The organism is Pararhodobacter sp. SW119, from assembly GCF_017811755.1.
Taxonomy (GTDB): Bacteria; Pseudomonadota; Alphaproteobacteria; order Rhodobacterales; family Rhodobacteraceae; genus Pararhodobacter.
The window spans coordinates 1-1741 of record NZ_JADDJF010000141.1 but is presented as its reverse complement, the minus strand read 5'-3'; the positions used below and the strand labels follow the sequence as shown (position 1 = coordinate 1741).

Annotated in this window: 1 protein-coding gene; it reads right to left on the bottom strand. The window is 60.7% G+C overall.

Features of this window, described 5'->3' with window-relative positions:
• Window positions 1–9: 9 nt before the first annotated feature.
• Window positions 10–1692, bottom strand: a complete 1683-nt coding sequence (locus IM708_RS20895) for an IS1634 family transposase (protein ID WP_209428475.1) — start codon at window positions 1690–1692, stop codon at window positions 10–12.
• Window positions 1693–1741 lie beyond the last annotated feature (49 nt).

The window sequence follows — 1741 nt, the reverse complement described above, 5'->3', positions numbered from 1 at the left end:
AAGTCAGGCTTACTGCTTCGGCAGCTCTATTTTCAGGGCCTTGAACAGGTCGAGTTGTTCCGCGTCCGGGCGGGTTATGCCATGATAGGCATTGGCGCCGACATGAACGGTGTGTTTTTGGATCCTGCTGAGGCATTTCAGCAGTTTCGATGGAGAGACCGGGCTTTCAGCTGCCTTCAGGCGCAGCCGCAGGATGCGGTAGAGGACAAGGGCCAGAAAGCAGATGAGCGCATGGGTGCGGATCCGATCTGGCAGGCGATGATAGACCGGGGCGATTTCGATTTCGGATTTGAGCACGCGAAAGCCACGCTCGATGTCAGCCAGTGACCGATAGCGCGCGACCACCTCTTCCGGGGCCATGTCCGACAGGCTGGTGACCAGCATCAGCTTGCCATCCAGTCGCGCGGCCTGTGCGATGGCCTCATCATCGACGGTATAGGCAAAGTTGGGGCTGCCCAGATCGGGCTTGATGAACCGCGTCATCTGCTTTTCCAGCAGCGCCTTGTGGAAGCGCTGATAGGCCCCGCGGTCGGAGCTGCGCCGCCCGCGGCCACTCTCTCCGGCGTCTTGCGCGTCCAGCTTCTTCGCCAAGGCCTCTCCAAAGGCATCAAGCTCGGAGATGATGCTTTGCCGTGTCGCCGACTGCTCGGCCGCACGCGCAGTGTTATGGGCGATCACAAGGCGACGCCCCTCCCAGAGTGCTTCGGTTATGACATCTTGATCTTCAGGCGTGTCGGCGCCTTCCAGTGCAGCCTGCAGCTCTCGAAGAAGATCGGCAAACGCGGCATATCTGCGCGCGGGAACGGCCAGGATATAGTCGACGTCCACGCCTTGCTCGCGCCCCAACTCCTCCAGCATGGAGATATTGTCGAGGCTCAAGAGCCCGCGGTCTGCCACCACGACAATGCGCCTGAAAGTGAAGCGCGTTTGCAGCCGCTGCAGAATGGGAACCAGCGTTCTGGTCTCGGCCACATTGCCCTCAAACACCTCATGCGCGATGGGCAGCCCTTCGGCCGTCTGGATGACGCCGAGGGCAAACTGGCGGCCGATCCCATGGATATCCTTGCTTTGCCCATAGGCGCGCAGGTCGCCCTCCAGCTGTGCTGTCCCATGGATGCGGATCGAGGTGACGTCATAGAACACGACGCTCAGGTCCTGATCGAGCAATGGCCGCAGCTGATTTGCCACCGCCTGTTCAACCGCATCCTTGTTCTCTTCCAGCGCGTCCATGACGCGCATCAGCTGCATGTGATGGACAGCTTCGGGGTCGATCCCGGGCATGCTGGTCTCATTGCGCAGCCATTCGACGACACCGAGTTTGCTGGTCGGGTCCGCCAGCCGATTGAAGACCATCGCCCGCACCAGGGCTTCCGCATCAAACTGGCGGCGCGAGGATCGCAGAGCGCGGCGTATCGAATCCGCCAATCCAATCTCGTGCCAGAGCTGGTGCAGCAACCAGACATCACCAAAGGCTTTGGCCGGATCAAACCGAGGGGGCTGGGGCAGTGTCTCTGGCAGGCCAACTGCCCGCTGGAGGCCGTGGATCAGCGCCGAAAGGTCCTTCTGCCCCAATTTGTCCAGTCTGCCCAGATTGGCGATCACCCGCTGCTTCACGCGCCCGGCCTCGTCGCGGTAGCCCTCGACGATCTGCAGATAGCTGCGATTTCCGGATTTGGAGACGCGCGCATACATGACACGACTATATCAGCGCCTCATGCCTATCACAATAACCTAAAAAGGT